This window comes from Pantoea sp. SM3 (assembly GCF_000963995.1).
GTDB classification, from domain to species: Bacteria; Pseudomonadota; Gammaproteobacteria; order Enterobacterales; family Enterobacteriaceae; genus Pantoea; species Pantoea rwandensis_B.
Genome location: NZ_JZRD01000021.1, coordinates 136,675 through 153,186, shown reverse-complemented (window position 1 = coordinate 153,186; position 16,512 = coordinate 136,675). Strand labels below are relative to the sequence as shown.

At 51.5% G+C, this 16,512-nt stretch carries 20 protein-coding genes and 1 pseudogene; 12 read left to right on the top strand and 9 right to left on the bottom strand.

Annotated elements, in window-relative coordinates:
• Nucleotides 1-27 precede the first annotated feature (27 nt).
• On the top strand, nucleotides 28-891 hold the full coding sequence (locus tag VI01_RS13995) for a substrate-binding domain-containing protein (protein WP_045815657.1): 864 nt from the start codon (nucleotides 28-30) through the stop codon (nucleotides 889-891).
• Between the two features lie 35 nt (nucleotides 892-926).
• On the opposite strand, the gene VI01_RS13990 is transcribed toward VI01_RS13995, so the two are convergent.
• Nucleotides 927-1,469, bottom strand: a complete 543-nt coding sequence (locus VI01_RS13990; RefSeq protein ID WP_045815656.1) for a YbhB/YbcL family Raf kinase inhibitor-like protein — start codon at nucleotides 1,467-1,469, stop codon at nucleotides 927-929.
• A 57-nt stretch (nucleotides 1,470-1,526) separates the two neighbouring features.
• On the bottom strand, nucleotides 1,527-3,068 hold the full coding sequence (locus VI01_RS13985; protein WP_045815655.1) for an MFS transporter: 1,542 nt from the start codon (nucleotides 3,066-3,068) through the stop codon (nucleotides 1,527-1,529).
• 178 nt (nucleotides 3,069-3,246) lie between these two features.
• On the opposite strand from VI01_RS13985, the gene VI01_RS13980 reads away from it, so the two are divergent.
• On the top strand, nucleotides 3,247-4,119 hold the full coding sequence (locus VI01_RS13980) for a LysR substrate-binding domain-containing protein (RefSeq protein ID WP_045815654.1): 873 nt from the start codon (nucleotides 3,247-3,249) through the stop codon (nucleotides 4,117-4,119).
• Here the strand turns inward: VI01_RS13980 and VI01_RS13975 are convergent, their stop codons facing one another.
• Nucleotides 4,120-4,296: a DUF1289 domain-containing protein gene (locus tag VI01_RS13975; protein WP_045815653.1), complete on the bottom strand. Its 177-nt coding sequence runs from the start codon at nucleotides 4,294-4,296 to the stop codon at nucleotides 4,120-4,122.
• A gap of 12 nt (nucleotides 4,297-4,308) precedes the next feature.
• Nucleotides 4,309-5,169: a nickel/cobalt efflux protein RcnA gene (locus tag VI01_RS13970; RefSeq protein WP_045815689.1), complete on the bottom strand. Its 861-nt coding sequence runs from the start codon at nucleotides 5,167-5,169 to the stop codon at nucleotides 4,309-4,311.
• 115 nt (nucleotides 5,170-5,284) lie between these two features.
• Here VI01_RS13970 and VI01_RS13965 point away from each other — a divergent pair, with 115 nt between their 5' ends.
• The 3 genes and pseudogenes from VI01_RS13965 (at nucleotide 5,285) to VI01_RS13955 (ending at nucleotide 7,460) form a co-directional block, all read left to right on the top strand.
• On the top strand, nucleotides 5,285-5,560 hold the full coding sequence (locus tag VI01_RS13965) for a metal/formaldehyde-sensitive transcriptional repressor (RefSeq protein ID WP_039332333.1): 276 nt from the start codon (nucleotides 5,285-5,287) through the stop codon (nucleotides 5,558-5,560).
• A 9-nt stretch (nucleotides 5,561-5,569) separates the two neighbouring features.
• On the top strand, nucleotides 5,570-5,920 hold the full coding sequence (locus VI01_RS13960) for a DUF3147 family protein (RefSeq protein ID WP_045815652.1): 351 nt from the start codon (nucleotides 5,570-5,572) through the stop codon (nucleotides 5,918-5,920).
• Between the two features lie 112 nt (nucleotides 5,921-6,032).
• Nucleotides 6,033-7,460: pseudogene (locus tag VI01_RS13955) on the top strand (trehalose-6-phosphate synthase).
• A 33-nt stretch (nucleotides 7,461-7,493) separates the two neighbouring features.
• On the opposite strand, the gene VI01_RS13950 reads toward VI01_RS13955, so the two are convergent.
• A complete protein-coding gene (locus VI01_RS13950; protein WP_045815651.1) occupies nucleotides 7,494-8,030 on the bottom strand; it encodes a cysteine hydrolase family protein in 537 nt (178 codons plus the stop codon).
• Between the two features lie 292 nt (nucleotides 8,031-8,322).
• Here VI01_RS13950 and VI01_RS13945 point away from each other — a divergent pair, with 292 nt between their 5' ends.
• Nucleotides 8,323-8,613 (top strand): chorismate mutase, encoded by a 291-nt coding sequence (locus VI01_RS13945; RefSeq protein WP_045815650.1) that lies wholly within the window; start codon nucleotides 8,323-8,325, stop codon nucleotides 8,611-8,613.
• A gap of 92 nt (nucleotides 8,614-8,705) precedes the next feature.
• On the opposite strand, the gene VI01_RS13940 is transcribed toward VI01_RS13945, so the two are convergent.
• The gene (locus VI01_RS13940; RefSeq protein ID WP_045815649.1) at nucleotides 8,706-8,996 is read right to left on the bottom strand and encodes a hypothetical protein; all 291 of its coding nucleotides are present in this window, start codon (nucleotides 8,994-8,996) and stop codon (nucleotides 8,706-8,708) included.
• A 125-nt stretch (nucleotides 8,997-9,121) separates the two neighbouring features.
• Entirely contained in the window at nucleotides 9,122-9,367 is a 246-nt protein-coding gene (gene ycgZ / locus VI01_RS13935; RefSeq protein WP_045815648.1) for a regulatory protein YcgZ, read from the bottom strand.
• 280 nt (nucleotides 9,368-9,647) lie between these two features.
• On the opposite strand from ycgZ, the gene VI01_RS13930 reads away from it, so the two are divergent.
• Nucleotides 9,648-10,031 carry a type II toxin-antitoxin system RelE/ParE family toxin gene (locus VI01_RS13930; protein ID WP_045815647.1) on the top strand — a complete coding sequence of 128 codons (384 nt, stop codon included), beginning with the start codon at nucleotides 9,648-9,650 and terminating at the stop codon, nucleotides 10,029-10,031.
• Nucleotides 10,024-10,350, top strand: coding sequence for a DNA-binding transcriptional regulator (locus VI01_RS13925; RefSeq protein ID WP_045815646.1), 327 nt, complete (start codon nucleotides 10,024-10,026; stop codon nucleotides 10,348-10,350). The genes VI01_RS13930 and VI01_RS13925 overlap by 8 nt, the downstream gene beginning before the upstream one ends.
• Before the next feature lie 92 nt (nucleotides 10,351-10,442).
• Here the strand turns inward: VI01_RS13925 and VI01_RS13920 are convergent, their stop codons facing one another.
• Entirely contained in the window at nucleotides 10,443-11,279 is an 837-nt protein-coding gene (locus VI01_RS13920) for an oxidoreductase (protein ID WP_045815645.1), read from the bottom strand.
• A gap of 107 nt (nucleotides 11,280-11,386) precedes the next feature.
• On the opposite strand from VI01_RS13920, the gene VI01_RS13915 reads away from it, so the two are divergent.
• Nucleotides 11,387-12,322, top strand: a complete 936-nt coding sequence (locus tag VI01_RS13915; RefSeq protein ID WP_082082064.1) for an AraC family transcriptional regulator — start codon at nucleotides 11,387-11,389, stop codon at nucleotides 12,320-12,322.
• A 3-nt stretch (nucleotides 12,323-12,325) separates the two neighbouring features.
• On the opposite strand, the gene VI01_RS13910 is transcribed toward VI01_RS13915, so the two are convergent.
• Nucleotides 12,326-12,907 (bottom strand): XRE family transcriptional regulator, encoded by a 582-nt coding sequence (locus VI01_RS13910; protein WP_045815644.1) that lies wholly within the window; start codon nucleotides 12,905-12,907, stop codon nucleotides 12,326-12,328.
• A gap of 55 nt (nucleotides 12,908-12,962) precedes the next feature.
• Here VI01_RS13910 and VI01_RS13905 point away from each other — a divergent pair, with 55 nt between their 5' ends.
• The 3 genes from VI01_RS13905 to VI01_RS13895 all read left to right on the top strand — a co-directional run bounded on the left by VI01_RS13905 (nucleotide 12,963) and on the right by VI01_RS13895 (nucleotide 16,474).
• Nucleotides 12,963-13,472: a GNAT family N-acetyltransferase gene (locus VI01_RS13905; RefSeq protein WP_045815687.1), complete on the top strand. Its 510-nt coding sequence runs from the start codon at nucleotides 12,963-12,965 to the stop codon at nucleotides 13,470-13,472.
• Between the two features lie 148 nt (nucleotides 13,473-13,620).
• Nucleotides 13,621-14,817, top strand: a complete 1,197-nt coding sequence (locus VI01_RS13900; RefSeq protein WP_045815643.1) for an FAD-dependent oxidoreductase — start codon at nucleotides 13,621-13,623, stop codon at nucleotides 14,815-14,817.
• Nucleotides 14,818-15,277: 460 nt separating this feature from the next.
• The gene (locus tag VI01_RS13895) at nucleotides 15,278-16,474 is read left to right on the top strand and encodes a cupin domain-containing protein (RefSeq protein WP_045815686.1); all 1,197 of its coding nucleotides are present in this window, start codon (nucleotides 15,278-15,280) and stop codon (nucleotides 16,472-16,474) included.
• The last annotated feature ends 38 nt before the right edge of the window (nucleotides 16,475-16,512 follow it).

Genomic DNA, 16,512 nt, shown 5'->3' with positions numbered 1-16,512 from the left:
CACGCTAAGTTGCAGGAGAGCTCGTTCATGGCCGTTAATCGCAATATCATCGGCATCGTCAGCGATGAATTCACCAACCCCAATACCGTCACGATGCTGAATGAAATGACGCGCCAGTTAAATGCGCGTGGTTTAGTGACGCTGTTGCTGAATGTTGATTCAGCAGAAAACTATCAACGTATGTTGCAGAATGCCGCATCTCTGCCGCTGGCGGGGTTGGTGTTTCTGACATCCTTGTTTGAGGATGAATTGCATACCGCAGCAAAACTACTGCCTGACGTGGCGACGGTGCATTTAAGCCAGAGCCGTGAAGCAGGTGCTGAGGTCGTGATGGCTGATGGTTTCGATGCGGGCGCCGAGATGGGGTTATTGTTACTGTCTCAAGGACATCAGCGCTTTGGTTTTATGCACAGCCAGCAGCACGCCGATCCCGCGCGTCAAATGTCAGGCCTGGTGTCCAGTCTCGAGGCAGAACACAAAACGCTGAACATTCAGCTGGTGGCCGGGGCTAACGATCGTGAACTGGCTTATCAGGCCATGATGGCCTACCTGAAGAAAACCCGTGCAGCGGAGCGCATTAATGCACTGTTCTGCGAAAGTGATGTGCTGGCCTTTGGTGCATTGCAAGCAGTGCGCGATTTTGGCCAGGGCGCACATGTGGCGGTCGTAGGCTTTGACGATGTGGATGAAGCGCGCGCCTCAACCTGGCATCTGACCAGTTGGGCACAGCGTCGTGACTTGCTGGTCAACGAAGCACTGAATCGCTTACTCGAAAACCGTGCTGATACAGGCAACGCCTGGCAGCAGGGTGAGTTGCAGGTGCGCCACTCCCATCACGGTAAATATGTGCCGGGTGAAATGTCGCAGTGTGGTTGTGCGATTCGACACTAATTTTATTGGGTCGCCACGCGGGCGACCCGCTGCAATCAATTTCCTAAACGCCCGACAAGGCTTGCGGAACCCAGCGCGTGACCTTTCAATTTTGCGACTAACTCATTGTGACTGAGCCCTGCGGGTAAACTGCCTTTCGCAAGGTCGGTCGCCACCAGCACAAAGTTGTAGTGGTGATAGCCCGCGCCCGCGGGCGGACAGGGGCCATAATAGCTTTGGGTACCGGGCGTATTAGTGCCATAGCTAAAGTCTCCCCCTTCGCTTAACTCACCCTGCTGGAATTTATTACGCGTAGCATCAATGTTGTATGCCAGCATATGCGTCACTCCCAAGCCTTTGGCACCAGCCGGATCGGTCAGCAGTAGCACATAACTTTGGGTGCCGATGGGCGGGTTGGCCCAGTTCAGTGCGGGCGACAGGTTTTCGCCGCTGCAGGAGAGATTGTTCTTATCATTGCCACCCAATGCTTTCTTCATCACGCCGTTATCGGCAAAGTCTGCTGACTTAAGCGAAAACGTCGCCGCATGGGCAAACAGTGGCAGGCTGCTTATGCAGAGTAGGGTGATTAACTTCTTCATTATTGCTCCTCAACAAGGACGGGTTATGCGTGCGACAGTCGATCCCACGCGTGAAAATTAGCGCTGGGCTAGCGTCGTTGGCTGACGCGAACTGCGCGCCGAATAGAGCACGACGATGGCGGAAAACAGGGCAAATGCGGCAGCACACAACAACATGCTGGCAAATCCATCGGCGTAGCTGGTAATGATGAGTGGTTGTAACGAGACCTGATGAACGGCGTCATACATTGCCAGTGCATGGCTGAAATCACCGGCGATAACCTGTGCGCTAAAACCGGGTTGAAAGGGCAACTGCGCGTGTAGCATCGCTGATTGTAAATGCCACTGTGTGCTGGCCGCCAGAATCGCGCCCAGCGTGGCAAATCCTAACAAAATGCCGGAAAAACGGGCTGTGGTGCTGATACCCGATGCCATTCCTGCTTGTTGCGGAAGCACGGTTGCCATAATCGCCTTTTGGGTTTCGCCATTGATCAGCCCACCGCCGCTGCCGAGTATGGCCATACCCGCCAGGCTCAGCAGCAAATGGTGATGGAATACGGCAGTCGCAATCACCATGTTGCCAAAGGAAACAGTGACCAGACCAAGCGCCAGTAAAGTGGCGGCATGCAGGCGTTTGCCGAGCCAGCGCGCCACAACAGGAAACAGCAGCATTGCCAAAGCGAAAGGCAGCATACCCACCCCGGCCATTAACGGCGTCATTCCCTCAACATTCTGTAATAACAGGGGCAGCAATGAGGTCATCACTTGCGCGGTGGCAGCGTAAGCAAACATCGCTAAAACTGCGCCAATAAAGGGGAACGAGCGGAAAAGTTGCAGATTCAACATCGGCCTGCTTTTGCCACTTTCCACGCGAATAAACAGGCAAAACCACAACGCGCCGAGACACAATCTGCCCACTATCTCACGGCTCACCCAGCCATGTTGCGGCGCTAATATCAATGCCCAGGTCAAACAGAACATGCCTGCGATAAACAGCGCGATACCGGGTAAATCGAGTTTACCCGCGTGTTCATGCCTGGATTCCTCAATGTGGCGGGTGACGGCCAGCATCAGCAGGGCACAAATGGGAATATTGACAAAAAATGTCCAGCGCCAGCCAAGCAACGTACTGATCATGCCGCCGGCCAACGGTGCTAGCACCATGGTCAATCCCATCACACCGCCCCAAATCGCCCATGCGCGGTTACGAGCCTGACTATCACGAAAGCTGTGCGCGATTATTGCCAGCGCTGGCGCCAGCAGAAATGCGGAGCCCATACCTTGAACCGCACGGGCAATATTGAGTGCTAAAACGCTGGTCGCCATGCCACAGGCGAGTGAGGCCAGCGCAAACAGTAAGATGCCGCCGAGAAAGAGACGGCGCCGGCCAAATTTGTCTGCCAGCGACCCAGCCGGCAAAAGAAGTGAAGAAAAGCTCAGCACGTAAGCGCCAATAACCCATTCCATGTCTGCAAAAGAAGCATGCAGACCTTTAGCGATGGTCGGCAACATGACGCCAACGATATTGGTGTCGATTACCGTCAATGCGCACCCGGTTGAGGCGACGAGTAAAACACGATTCAGATGGCGATGGTCGAGCGCGATGGTAGCAGTGTACATCTTTTCTCCCGCGAGCAAGGTGGTGAATGCACTACAGCTTGAATCCATCAATGAAGTCATTCAATAAACCGCACTGGAGTTATTGTTAGGTAAAACCTAACAACATTTTTATTGCTGGAGATTCGATTTCAGGTAATGATCGACAGGCTCATCACCCAAGATAAGTAGGGGTTAAAACGTGGAATTGCGCCATCTACGCTATTTTCTGGAATTGGCAAAAACGCTGCATTATGGCGTGGCGGCAGAGAATCTTAATATATCCACGCCGACGCTGTCGGTGCAGATTAATCAATTGGAAGAAGAGTTAGGTGCGCCGTTATTTTACCGTACTCAACGTAAAGTCGAGTTGACGCAGATTGGCGAAATTTTCCAACAGGAGGCGCGCGAGACGCTACAACATGCGGAACAGGCCAAAGCCCGAGTGCGCAGTGCCGCACGCGGCGAACGCGGCTATATCCGCGTGGGCTATGTGGCATCCGCACTATTATCAGGCATTTTAACCCGGTTATTGACGTGCTTTAGCGCCAGCGCGCCTGATATCTCAATCAATGCACGTGAATCAGTCATGGATACACTGGCCACTCAGGTCAGTGAACGTACTATTGATGTTGCCTTTGTGCGCGGTCCTGTGCCGTTGCCTGCCGATGTCGGATACATTGAAGTCGAGCAAGATCACTTCGCATTGGCGCTGCCGGATAATCACCCGTTGGTTGCGCAGGAACAACCCATCGAACCTGCGCAACTTAAAGGGGAAACCTTTATTATGCCCGAACAAGTGTCTGGCACCGTTACCTTTGCCCAGCGTGGTGGTTTTATTCTTAGTCGCAGCTGGTCGGCTGGCAGTTTAAATGAAGTGCTGGCAAATGTCGCTTTAGGTAACGGTGTCGCGGTAATACCGGCAATTCTGGTGACCCAATTAAAATTAACAGGCATCACTTATCGCGAAATACCCGGTGCCGTTATTCCTTCATCCATCTGGTTCTTATATCGCAAACGCGAACGGACTCCCGCAGTGAATAAGTTGGTGCGCATGGTTGAACGAATCGCCTGACTATTTTATTTGCAACGTCGCAACGCGATCTTTCAATGCGCGCTCAATCGCCTTGCGGTGATAGGGTGACATTTTCCGCCACTCCTGTGCCTCTTTACGCGTACGGCCGCAGGCACGACACCAGCTATTTTTTCCTTCAAAAATACAGACATCAGTACAAGGCGATTTTACAGACATGTACATAATTCCTTATTGGGTGAGGCCACTGTAGCCATGGAACATCATATAGACGCCCACGATGGCAATGAGGGCACCTGAGAAGTAAGGCGCGCGGCGTGCAATATCGGCGAAACCTTTCCATCGACGGGATACATGCCGAACACTAAGCGCCGCACCTACGCCGACGGTAACCAGCGTAAGCGCGAGGCCGATGCTAAAGCAGACCACCAGCGCCGCACCAAGACTGAACTGCTTAACCTGCAGGCAGAGAAGGAGGACCGTGATCGCTGCGGGGCAGGGAATGAGTCCACCCGTCAAACCGAAGAGAAGAATGTGCAGATTGCTGATTTCACGGCCATCAAAGCGTCGGCGGATGTCTTCCGCGTGCGCGCGCTCGTGTGCATCCTGATATTCTTGAGAACCTTCCGCGAACCTGGCCAATTCGCCATGATGTCCATGTTCATGATGATGCCCATGCTCATGATGATGCTCATGTTCATGATGCCCATGCGTTTGGTGATGATCGTGGTGCTGATGCCACGCTTGTGCTTCAGACCAGGTACGCCAGATCATCCAGACGGCTGTTGCAATGATAATGAGACCCGAGATCAACTGCAGCCAGGGTTCGGCAGCTTCGGCGGTAAACTGCCGACTGATATACATCCCGCCCATCGCAATCAGCCATACCACCGCAGTGTGGGAAAAAGTGGCTGCCAGACCCAGCATCACCGCCTGGCGAACACGGCCACGGATGGCGACGATAAATGCCGCCATCATCGTCTTAGAGTGACCCGGCTCCAGGCCGTGCAACGCCCCAAGCAAGATGGCGCTGGGGATAAACAGCAACGCGCTAGACGAGCCCTGGCTAAGCAGGGCAGCGAAATCATTCATGGTGTGCATCTCGTGTCGTGATAAGTTGAAAGCGGCATTGCAGTGCCGTAAAATCAAAAAATTCAAAGAAAATATACTATACCCCAGTATACATTAAGATTAACAGGAGCCGAGAATGGGCCATACACTCAAGCATCAGAAAAGCCTGTTAACCCGCGTACGTCGTATTAAAGGGCAGGCAGCTTCGCTCGAGACCGCACTGGAATCAGGTGAGGAGTGCCTAAAAGTGTTGCAGCAGGTAGCAGCAGTACGCGGGGCAGTTAATGGTCTGATGGCAGAACTGCTGGAGGGGCATATCAAAGAGCACCTGATGAATGAATCTGCCACCGAAGCGGAGCGTAGTCAGGATTTGGAAGAGATTGTCAGCGTTATTCGTTCCTATCTGAAGTAGGAGCAAACCATGCTGTGGCTCATCGTAAAATACGCCATCACGGCGGGCATGGTGGTGCTGATTTCTGAAGTGGCGAAACGCAGTGACCGTCTCGGAGGGTTGATTGCGGCGCTGCCATTAGTGACGGTATTGGTGCTGATCTGGATGAAACTGGAAGGTCAGAGCCAGGAAAAGATCGCCAGCCACGCCTGGTATACCTTCTGGTACGTGGTGCCAACCCTGCCGATGTTTGTCGCCTTTCCATTTCTCTATCAGCGCTGGGGATTTTGGCCCACGCTGGTGGCGAGTTGCCTGTTAACTATCGTGCTTTTTGTCCTGTGGGCAACGTTGCTAAAGCGCTTTGGCATACAGTTGATGTAGCCTGATTTTTCCTGATTTTTTATGCCTGTTCCCGTTTTCTTTACGCCTTTTTTATATGGCGAGCGGTTTAATCAGAGCATCGCCGGATGCCAGGGCATAATCAGGAGAAAGTATGAGCGGCCTCATTCTCGTATCACACAATCAGTATCAATCATCGACGCTCGCTTCTATTTACGATCGCATCCTGACGCGGCGTGGCGGATTGTGGATCAGTTGGGACGGTAAAAAAGCACCGCCGAATTCGGAAATTACACGTGATCTGTCATTCCGACATGGCAACGATTACGACACACTCAGCTTCCCATTAACGCGTAGTGAACGGGAAGAAGGGTATCAGGGGTATGTCCATCAGGGGTTATGGCCGGTATTCCATCAACGGCCCGACCTCGCGCATTTCACGCCACAAAGCATGCACAGCTATCGCCAGTTCAATGAGGTGTATGCACGTGCTATCGCGGAATATGCGATGCCTGATGATGCGATCTGGATTCAGGATTACCATTTTATCCCCGTGGCAAAAATGCTGCGCGATGCCGGGTTAACCCAGCGCATTGGCCTGTTTTTCCACCAACCGTTTCCGTCGGGGCAGATGTTTGAAGCGATCCCCGACTGGCGCTGGCTGGTGGAATCGTTGTTATGCTGCGATGTGCTGGGATTTTAGACCGCGCAGGATATGAATAACTTCCTGTTGTGGATTGAAAGCGAGTTCCGCGCAGAACGCATGGGTAAAACCCTGTTTCGTATTCATGGTCGTCTGATTTCGACCGGTGTCTTCCCGGTTGGCATCGATTTGGATGATGTGCTGGCACTGCAGGAGAGCAACAGCTGCCAGTTTATGGAGCAGCAGTGTCGGGAGCGGCTGCCGGAAAATACCATTCTCAGTGGCGGCCATCTTGATGACAGTGCTGGCTTACCTTATCGCATCAGTGCTATCGAAGTGTTGTTGCGTCAACACAATCAATATGCGGGTAACGTCATGTTGTTGCAGTTGGCTTCATCCGCCAGCGGTCATGCGCACCGTCAACAGGAAATCAGCCACGATCTTGAAAATATCTGCGGGGAAGTCAATGGCGTACACGGGATGCTCAACTGGTATCCCGTCAGCTACCTTAACCATCACTACAGCCGCGAAGAGTTAGCCGGAGTGTACCGTGCGTCGCGCGTGGCGTTGGTGACGCCACTCATGGCAGGGATGAGTTTAATGGCAAAAATGTACGCCGCACTGCAAGACCCTGCGAATCCCGGCGTGTTGATCCTTTCACAATTTGCGGGTGCCGCCGAGCATATGGACGGCGCACTGATCGTTAACCCCTACGATCCGGATGCCATTGCCGATGCGATCCATACCGCCCTAAAATTACCGCTCAGAGAACGACAAAACCGGCATGCGCGGCTGATGAAAAACATCCATCTGTATGATTGTCATTGGTGGGCAGATCGCTTTATCTCGCGCTTAATGAATGAGGAGGGAGAAGCCAGCACCCAGTTTTATCAAAGTATTGTGCCCGGTGCAGGATTCAGCGGGCGCGCGCGCTACTGAGGTCAGGGCGCGGTATTGACCGCGCCCAAACATTCAAAATAGCGCGTCAGCCGTTGCCGCCAGTTGGGCAAACGGACCCGATAGCGTTTGGTTGTGATGGGCAATGATCTGGGATGCGCTAATCTGCCCGTTGTCTGTCGTGCTATGTGCATCGCTGATTAATACCACGCGAAAGCCTAAATCCGCCGCTGCCCGACAAGTCGTATCCACGCAATATTCTGTTTTCATACCACAAATCACCAATTCTTCAATTCCGGCAAGTTGTAGCGAAGCCAAAAGCGTCGTGCCACGGAAACAGTTGGGGTAGCGCTTCACAAACACACCATCCGACCCGGCATCTATCGCCAACTGTGGAATAAGCTGTGTGAGCGGACTGCTCTCGGCAAGAGGTGATCCCTCCGGCCCGGTATGGCGGGCAGCAAAGATCGGGGTTTTGGCGTCGCGTGCTTGGGCAATCAACCTGTTGATATTGTTCAGCAGAGTTTCAGCGGCAAATGGCTGCTGCGGCGCAAAAAACAAGCCGTGCTGCATATCGACAATCAATAGCGCTTTTTTACCTGGGGATGTCATGGTGTGTCTCCTTTCACTGGGTGATGAACGGAGACGATCCCCGTCCATTGGCTGACGGGTTGAGGATTCTGTACGCTTACGTTTTCGCTACAGATACACTCACGCCGCCGACGAATGCGGTGGTAGTGGTCACTGTGGTCAACGTAATGAACCAAGGCATCATCGGCTCGCGGCAGATTGGGGAATAAATCTGACGTTAGCACAACATCGTACAAAATCCCTGCGGTTTTTATCTGCTGAAAGAAAAAGGCGCTAAAGTTCGCGATAACCCATTTATAAAGGAGAAATCTTGATGGAATTTGACTCTATTGATGCAGTTCGGGAAGAAATTGATCAATTGGATCATCAACTGGTGGCTCTGATTGCTCGGCGTGGAGAGTGTGTTAAGGCTGCTGCACAGTTTAAACAAGACCGTGCAGCGGTGCGCGCCCCCGACCGTGTCCAACAGGTGATTGATAAAGTAAGAGGTCAGGCAAAAGCGCAGGGGTTATCCGAGGAAATTATTGAGCAGGTTTACCGTGCGATGATTGCAGCCTTTATCGATTATGAGCTACAACAGCATCGTTGTTTGCAGGAAAAGTGAGCCGCCGCAGCAAAAGAAAAGGCTGGAATGGATAACCATTGCAGCCTTGAGTAACGTGGATTGATTAACACGTTGAGGCCCTGAGGCCTTTTTTAATGCTGTGTGTCTTTGCCCGTATTATCGCGATTGCGAAAAATGTGTGTGACGTTGTTAGTATCTTTTAGCGTGACGCCTTCGGTGTTGGATGATTGCATGTTGTTCATCACTTCTGCCATGGCGCGCTGCAGTGCTTTTTGGCGGGTTGAATTAGATTCCATTGACGCCATAAAACGCAGCTTATCCAACAGGGCGCTATTGGTGACGGGCCCCGCTTTTTGCAACAGTTGCAACACGGCATCGCCCATGACGATATCCGTTAATCTTTCATCATCACTTCTGTTCATACACGTTCTCTGTTGACCGCAACAGACCTGCGACAGGTAACAAAGTGGATTCAGTCTAACGTGAAATGACCTATGAGGCGGAAGCCACTTTGTCCGATGTCAGGTCGGTGCGTGTGTTCTCAGGGTTATCGTTCGGAGGTAAACATCAGGCCAATAAGCTGTTGCAAATGCAGTTCTTCTTCCGGACTATTGGCTTGCTCCAGCCGGCAAATAAGCTTGGTGCACAATGTCTTGCGGCTCAGCGAACGTCCTGATCGCAGTATCTCCACCACTATTTTCCCCAAGGTTTCCTGCTGAGAAGGCAGAGAGGCTTCATTAAAGTAACGTGTAATTGCATCCAACGTTGATGAGAGGTTTTTATCCTGACGCATGGTTCCATCCTCCAGGTTAACTAATGAGCACAAGGCCCAATAAAGTTATACAAAGAAAAGCCTATTGTACAGGAATATGGACAAACATTAGGAAGGCTGTTTTTGCGAAAAGTGCTAGTCCATTAATTACAGATGCTTATATAAAAGTCGCAGTTTTGAGCATCATGAAAAATCATTTTTGCTAAAAACACGGTGTTGAGTGAAGGTGTGATACTCAGTATCATAGTTTTTGTATGTGGGGACAAGGAGCGTCCTAATCGAATCACAGTAAGGAGACGTCATGGCAATTTGTGTGTTAAAGCCATTCGATAGAAACACGAAAACTGAGGGTCTTGACGACGGCAGGTTATGCACTGCAGCGTTAGAGGTTATTGCGGGCCAGTATGAAGCTAATCTGGGCGGTGGGGTATATAAGAAACGCATTCCTTTGGGCAAAGGTAAAAGTAGCGGAGCAAGAGCTGTCATAGCTTTCAAAATGGGTAAACACCTCTTTTTCGTTAACGGTTATGCTAAATCAACCGTGAAAAGCACAACGCGAGAAATGGCAGAATCGGATCTCATACTTTATAAGCAGCTTGCTAAAGAGTTGTTCAATCTCACTGCAGATCAGGCAACGCAGGCTATCAATATGGGGAAAATGCGAGAGGTAAAATGTGATGGTTAATCACCTCAAGGATCTTCAAGAAATCGCGCATGATTTTAATGAAATTGGCGCGGTCTCCGATGAGCTAAAAGAAAAAATCGACTCAAGGGTAAGATTGCGTGAGTTACGTGCGGCTCTTCCTGTTCTGCCTATGATGTCAGGTCAAGCGATTAGGCAACTGCGTGAGCGTTTGGGGCTGAGCCAAGCCATGCTGGCTGCTTGCGTTGGAATGTCAGTAGCAACGGTGATCAAATGGGAACGCGAAGAAAAAAAACCTAACGGTGCTGCGATCCGTTTACTTAACATCATGGATCGTAAAGGTCTAAGTGTTCTTCAGTGATAATGAAGCCCCTTCATCATGGGGCTTCATTGTTTCACGTGCGCCAACTTTATTTTCTGGCCCACCCGCTGTCTTTTATGCTGACAATACCGCTACTCCCCATCGGTAGAACGTGTCAGCGCCTCCCACGCTTCAATTTCTGCACGTATCGCCGCCAGTTTATCCTGGACTAGCTTCAATGCATCGCTACCCAGCAGCAAATGCGCAGGTGGGTTATCGCTTTCAATGATAGCCAGCATCGCGCGGGCGGCTTTTTGTGGGTCGCCTAACTGCTTACCACTTTTCTCCTCGCGTGCCTGACGAATAGGATCGAAGAGCGCGTCATAATCGCTGATGCTGCGTGCGCTGCGCACCATGGAACGGCCAGCCCAATCAGTACGGAATGAGCCCGGAGCAACAGCGGTGACATGAATATTGAAGGGCGCAAGTTCTTTACTCAGGGTTTCTGAAATACCTTCCAGCGCAAACTTACTGCCACAGTAATAGCTAATGCCTGGCATGGTGATAAATCCGCCCATCGACGTGATGTTAAGGATATGCCCACGACGGCGTTTGCGCATGAAAGGCAATACCGCTTTGGTTATCGCCACGGCACCGAACACATTGACGTCGAACTGGCGGCGCATTTCCTCCAGTGAAGACTCCTCCATAATTCCTTCGTGTCCATAACCCGCGTTGTTCACCAGAACATCAATCGGACCTTGCTGGTCCTCAATGTCAGCAATAAGCGCATCAATAGCGGTGAAATGGGTGACATCCAATTCAAAAGCCAGCGCGTTTTGCCCATGAAGCTCTTCAAACGCCGCTTTTGCTTCGGCATTTCTCACTGTACCGATCACACGATAGCCGTTTGCTAAGGCCTCCTGCGCCAGTGCTCGGCCAAATCCGCTGCTGACACCGGTAATCAAAAGGGTTTTAGAAGGTGACATCGTTTTCTCCCGACATGAATAATGCATGCATAATATTCTCTGGAAGTCAGTGCTATAAGGCCGTATCTTCTGTTTTTATTGCCTAATCTTATGACTGAGGAGGGCTGGTGGTAGAACCAGATGTGCAAACGCGCACGGTGGAATTGCTCAAAAATCTCGCCCCGAGCGAGGGTTACAACCTGACGGCACTCTCTGATGTGCGCATTTTGCGTTCAGATCGTCCATTAGCGCGCACGCCAGTGCTTTACGATCCCGGAATTGTGATTGTCTGTCAGGGCAGCAAACGTGGATTTTTCGGTGATCAGGTTTATCTCTACGATGAGCAACATTATCTGGCGGTTTCAGTGCCGGTTCCCTTTACCATGGAAACCGCGGCGAGCGCAGAACACCCGCTGCTGGCGATCTACATGCACCTTGATTTCAGTGTGGCGACAGCATTGTTGCTGGAATTAGAGCAGCAAGTGCCTTTCACGGCGAAAGCGGCGCAAAGCATGATGTCGAGTCCCATGGATCAGCCGCTTCGTGATTCAGTGCTACGTTTTCTGACGGCCCTGAGTCATCCTTTGGATGCACAGATCCTCGGCCCTGCACTGGTGCGTGAACTCTATTATCGTGTGTTGACGGGTGCACAAGGTCAGGCACTGCGTGCCGCTCTGACGTTGCAGGGGCAATTCGGCAAGGTGGGCAAAGCGCTGCGCCATATTCATGCCAGCTATGCGCAGACGCTCAATCTCGCGCAGTTGGCGAGAGAGGCAGGCATGAGCGTGCCGACGTTCAGCGCGCATTTTAAAACCATCACGCAGCAGTCACCGATGCAATACGTGAAATCGGTCCGCCTGCATCAGTCGCGTATGCTGATGGTGCGTCAGGAGATGACGGCGGCGGCGGCAAGTCATGCGGTGGGCTACGAAAGTGCCTCGCAATTTAACCGTGAATTTAAACGTCTGTTCGGGCTGCCACCAGCGGAGGAGATCAAACGCATGCAGCGCAATTTCGCTGTGCCGCCTGCACAACAGGCTGCTGTGTTTGTCTCTTCGCATTAAGTCTCATACTGCCGGTTTCAGCACCAATACTGCATAGCGGCAAATGTCATCGGTAGCATTACTAAACACGCAATCTGTAGGATCGCCCAACTCCAGGCAATCACCCACATTCATTTCAAACAGATTATCGCCTTCCTGAAAACGTAAAGTGCCTTCCAGCACCCAAATTAACTGGCGACGTGAAAGGTAGGAAATTGCTGGCATGGGCACATCAGTATGCGGCGGCAGTTCTACACTCACGACATCCAACGGAATTTCGCCAGGCGAGACATGGCGACGAATGTAGCCGGTTTCTGGATCTTGCCACACCGGTTGCTGTGCATGACGCAGCAATGTACCCGCTTGTACCTCGGTGAGCGCGATCAACTGTGACATGCTCATCGCGAATGAACCGGCGAGGCGCGCCAATGAAGTCGCGGTAGGGCTACTTTCACCTCGCTCTATTTTGTGAATCATCGCCCGTGAAACACCGGATTGTTCTGCCAGGTCGGTTAATGACCAGCCGCGCTTTTCTCGTTCGATTTTAATGTTCTGACCAATGCGCGCATTGATGTCATCTTCTTTACTGGACAATTCATCTAACATAATGGATAACTACGATAGTAAACGAATCATCCACTATAGTGACGAGGCGCAAATCATGCAAATACGAGCAGCAGAAGAGGGCGATGCCGGGGCGATCGCGGAGATCTACAACGACGCAGTACTCAACACCACCGCGATTTGGAATGAGAATACCGTGGATATTGCTAACCGCATCCAGTGGATGGCTGCACGCCAGGCCGCTGGGTTTCCGGTATTGGTGGCGGTTGAGGAGCAAGCCGTTCTTGGCTACGCCTCCTATGGTGACTGGCGTCCCTGGGACGGTTATCGTCATACCGTGGAGCATTCAGTCTATGTCCATAAAAACGGGCGCAGCAAAGGGGTGGGCGGCATGCTCATGGTCGCTTTGATTGAGCGGGCGCGCGAGCAGGGCAAACACATGATGATTGCGGGGATTGAGTCAGAGAACCGCGCTTCAATCGCGCTGCACAAGAAGCTGGGTTTCAGTGATGGCGGCAGATTAAATCAGGTAGGCTGCAAATTTGGCCGTTGGCTCGACCTGACCTTTTTGCAGCTTCAGCTTGATGAGCGGGTACAGCCTAACTAAGAAATTCTGAGGAGCGGAGAACGACCCGTCTGACGCACCTCAGATAAATGCACGTGTAGATACTGCGGCATTTATTCCCACTTAAACCTCATCACGATGCTATATAAATGATAACGATTATCATCAATTGCTTTGTGCTGAGGTCAGGATGCAACCAACAGAACTCACCGCCGATTGCTGTATCGTCGGCGGCGGACCAGCGGGATTAATGCTGGGTTATTTACTGGCGAGATCAGGATTAAGCGTCGTGGTGATTGAAAAACATCCCGACTTCCTGCGCGATTTTCGTGGCGATACCATCCATCCCTCGACGCTGGAGATCATGCTCCATCTCGGGTTGCTGGATGAGCTACTGACCTTACCGCATCAGAGAGCCGAAAAATTACAGGCAGAAGTAGCCGGTCAGGAGATCACGATGGCTGATTTCTCGCGCTTGCCGGTGCAGTGCCGCTTTATTGCCTTTATGCCGCAATGGGATTTCCTCAATTTTCTCGCGCGCAAAGCGGCCGCTTTTCCCGGCTTCACGCTCTTACAATCCACCGCTTTTGATGATTTGATCTATGCAGAGAGTGTAGTGTCGGGTGTTAAAACGTTACAGGGTAACGATGCGCGCATCATTCATACCTCGTTGGTGATTGGCGCGGATGGGCGTAACTCGCAGGTTCGTACCAAAGCCGGATTGCAGAGTAAAAGCTTTGGCTCATCCCGTGATGTGCTGTGGTTCCGGCTGGGCAAACAGGAAACCGATCCCGAATGGGGTATGGGTCATAAAGGGCCAAAGCAGAATTTCATTGTGATTGATCGCGGTGACTACTGGCAGTGCGGCTACACCATCCAAAAAGGAGAGTTTGACGCGTTAAAGCTCGCTGGTCTGGAGACGCTAAAACAGGCTATCGCTGAAGTCGCCCCCTTCAGCGCTGAGCGCATGGCGGAACTCGTCGGTTGGGATCAATTGAAGCTGTTGTCGATTCGCATCGACCGGCTGGATCAGTGGATGAAGCCCGGCGTGCTGTGCATTGGTGATGCAGCCCATGCGATGTCGCCGATTGGCGGCGTTGGCGTCAATCTGGCGATTCAGGATGCGGTGGCAGCGGCCAATTGCCTCACTCTTCCACTGAAAAAAGGTCATGTCACAGTACGTGACCTGCAGAAAGTGCAACAGCGTCGACAGTTTCCCACTGTTGCCACGCAATTCCTGCAAATTAAAATGAGCAGTAATAAACGTAAGCGCACTACGCCGAGTAAAGTGCCGCAGATGATCAGCCGTTTCCCGTTCTTGCGCCATCTGTTTGGTCGTTTAATTGGCTTGGGGTTTAGAACTGAAAAACCAGAACATCTCAATTAGAAAGTTTGGCTTTCTAATCCTGAAAGCCTTCTTCCATTTATCCCGATGCCTCCAGCGGCAACAATAGATTCACAGCAGCAGACAACAGTGGGTTGTCTGCTAAACCTCATCAAACAGCAGGTGGGTAGAAGCGAATTGCTTGTCATTTGTAACATTCCATTAACCTTGCAATGGGTTTTGATAATTTTTACTAATGTTTTTTTGGGCTGAATTAACCTTTTTGTGCCTTATATTCATTTCGATGCGTGCCAGAACCTCAATATTTAATCAACAGTTTGCTTATTTTAACCAGTTGATGAAATTAGTTTCTATCCTCGATTAAATCCTTAATTTGAATCGACCTGCACACTGTTACATCGCAATGCCACAGCTTCACTATGGTTTATTGGCCCTATTAAGACCATAAGAAACTGAGGAAACAACAGGTATGAAATTAGAAAACTTATCTCGTCGAACCTTCATGGCATTTGCAGCGGGTGGCACCGTGGCGTTGGCAGCGGGTAAAGTTCATGCCCACGATGCAACAGTGGCCACTTACCCAGTAAACGACCCCCACCATCCCCGCGACCCCGGTCCACACGATCCTATCCGTGAAGGGCTCAATCCCGATATTGTCGATCCACCCGCAACAGACAGCGGTACGTTACCGAATCTGCGCTTCTCTTTTAGCGATGCGCATGTACGCAAAGGTAGCGGAGGGTGGACGCGGCAGGTGACACAACGCGAATTAGGGATTTCCACCACCATCGCAGGTGTAGATATGCGGCTTGATAATGGTGGTATTCGTGAACTGCACTGGCATAAAGAGGGCGAGTGGGCGTACATGCTCTATGGCAATGCACGTATCACTGCACTGGACACCCAGGGTGGATGGTTTGTGGATGATGTTGGCGTGGGTGACCTGTGGTACTTCCCGCCCGGTGTACCGCACTCTATCCAGGGGCTCGGTCCCGACGGTTGTGAGTTTTTACTGGCCTTTGATAACGGTAACTTTGATGAGGACAGCACTTTCCTGCTTAGCGATTGGTTTAAACACATTCCGCCTGAAGTGCTCGCTAAAAATTTTGGCGTCTCAGCGGACGTTTTCAACACGCTGCCATCACCGGCAGACGAGTATATTTTTGCCGGGAAAGCGCCGGAAGGCGAAGCTTCAGCCGCCGTTAAAGGTGGCGTGAAATCTGCGCTGAATTTCTCACATAAAATGCTGGCTCAAAAACCGATCTCACTTCCAGGTGGCACTGTACGCATCACCGATACCAGCAATTTCCCCATATCAAAAACCGTCGCCGCTGCATTGGTGGAACTTGAGCCTGGCGCTATGCGGGAATTGCATTGGCATCCAAACAACGATGAGTGGCAATACTATCTGGAAGGTGAAGGGCGCATGGGCGTGTTTGCCTCATCGGGGCAGGCGCGGACCTTCGATTTCCGCGCGGGTGATGTTGGCTATGTTCCTTTCGCCATGGGGCATTACATTGAAAATATCGGCGATAAGCCGCTGCGGTTTTTAGAATTATTCAAAAGCGATTACTACGCGGATATTTCATTGAATCAATGGTTGGCCAGTACGCCAGCAGATTTGGTGCGGCAGCATCTGCATCTGGATGACAAATTTATGCAGGCACTGCAGTTTGCTAAGCATCCGGTGGTGAAATAGCATGGAAAGCGCGTCGTGGGAGCGGCGCGCTGCAAGGG